Consider the following 1,278-nt stretch of genomic DNA (forward strand, 5'->3'; position numbering starts at 1 on the left):
GCGCCTCAGCCCGGGTGTGGGTGAAGGCGCCGGCCACCGCCAGCCGCGCCGGGGTGAAGACGTTGACCAGCGCCCCCGCCGCCCAGAGGCAAACGGCGGTCAGCCGCGCCGGAAGCCAGTTGGCGAGATCGTCGAGCTTCGCCGAGGCGAAGCCGAAATCCGCAAAGCGTGCGTTCTTGTAGCCGACCATGGAGTCCAGGGTATTCACCGCCTTGTAGGCCAGCGCCAGCGGCGCGCCGCCGATGAGCGCGTAGAAAAGTGGCGAGGTGATGCCGTCGACGCTGTTCTCGGCAACGGTCTCGACCGCGCCGCGGGTGATCTCGGCTTCATCGAGGTGTTCGGTGTCGCGCCCGACGATCATCGCAAGCGCCGCGCGGGCGGCGTCGAGATCGCCCCGCGCCAGCGGCGCGGCCACCGCCCGCCCGGCCTCGGCCAGGCCCTTGATCGCCAGGGTGGTCGAGAGCAGCCAGAGCTCCGCGACCAGGCCAAGCCAGGGGTGGATCGCCGCCAGCAGCCAGAGTGCCAGTGTCGCCAGCCCGAACACGCCGCCGACCACCAGGAGGGTAGTGAGCGCGCCGGTCAGCCGCCGGGCAAGGGCCGCGCCGCGATTGAGCCGCGCTTCGAGAAAGGTGATGACGCGGCCCATGCCGACCACCGGGTGCGGCAGCCGGCGCGGGTCGCCGACCACCAGGTCGATCGCGACCGCGCCGAGCACGAGCCCCACCGGCACTAGCGCGTCACCCCGGCATCGCCGAAGGTGGCCATGTCGCGCAGCATCGCGCAGGCAGCAGTGAGCAGCGGAAACGCCAGCGCCGCCCCGCTGCCCTCGCCCAGGCGCATGTCGAGCGCCAGCAGCGGCGTCGCCTCCAGCGCCTCGAGGGCGTGCGCGTGGCCGGGCTCCGCCGAGCGGTGACCGAACACCAGGTACTCTCGCGCCGCCGGACACAGGCGCACGGCGACCAGCGCCGCCACACTGGCGATGAAGCCATCGACCACGGCGGGCAGCCGATGCGCCGCCGCCGCCAGAAAGCCGCCGGCCATGGCGGCGAGTTCCAGCCCACCCAGCGCCGCCAGCACCCGCGCGGGCTCCCGCCCGCAGCCGCGCGCCGCAAGCGCCCGTTCGATCACCGCGACCTTGTGGGCCAGCCGCTCTCGGGCAATGCCGGTGCCCGCCCCGACCAGCGCCGCGACCGGATGATTCGAAAGCGCCGCCAGCACGGCGCTGCTGGCGGTGGTGTTGGCGATGCCCATCTCACCGAGGATCACGCTGTGACAGCC

Annotated in this window: 2 protein-coding genes; both read right to left on the reverse strand. The window is 73.2% G+C overall.

All coding sequences use genetic code 11. The features are described 5' to 3' along the window. On the reverse strand, nt 1-724 hold a 724-nt coding region (gene cbiB, locus BIS11_RS17850; RefSeq protein WP_253586764.1), incomplete at its 3' end, for an adenosylcobinamide-phosphate synthase CbiB. 5 nt (nt 725-729) lie between these two features. Continuing rightward, the coding region (locus BIS11_RS17855; RefSeq protein WP_253586763.1) for a nicotinate-nucleotide--dimethylbenzimidazole phosphoribosyltransferase at nt 730-1,278 on the reverse strand (549 nt) is incomplete at its 5' end.

This window comes from Halomonas sp. 707D4 (assembly GCF_024158685.1).
In the GTDB taxonomy this organism is placed as follows: Bacteria; Pseudomonadota; Gammaproteobacteria; order Pseudomonadales; family Halomonadaceae; genus Vreelandella.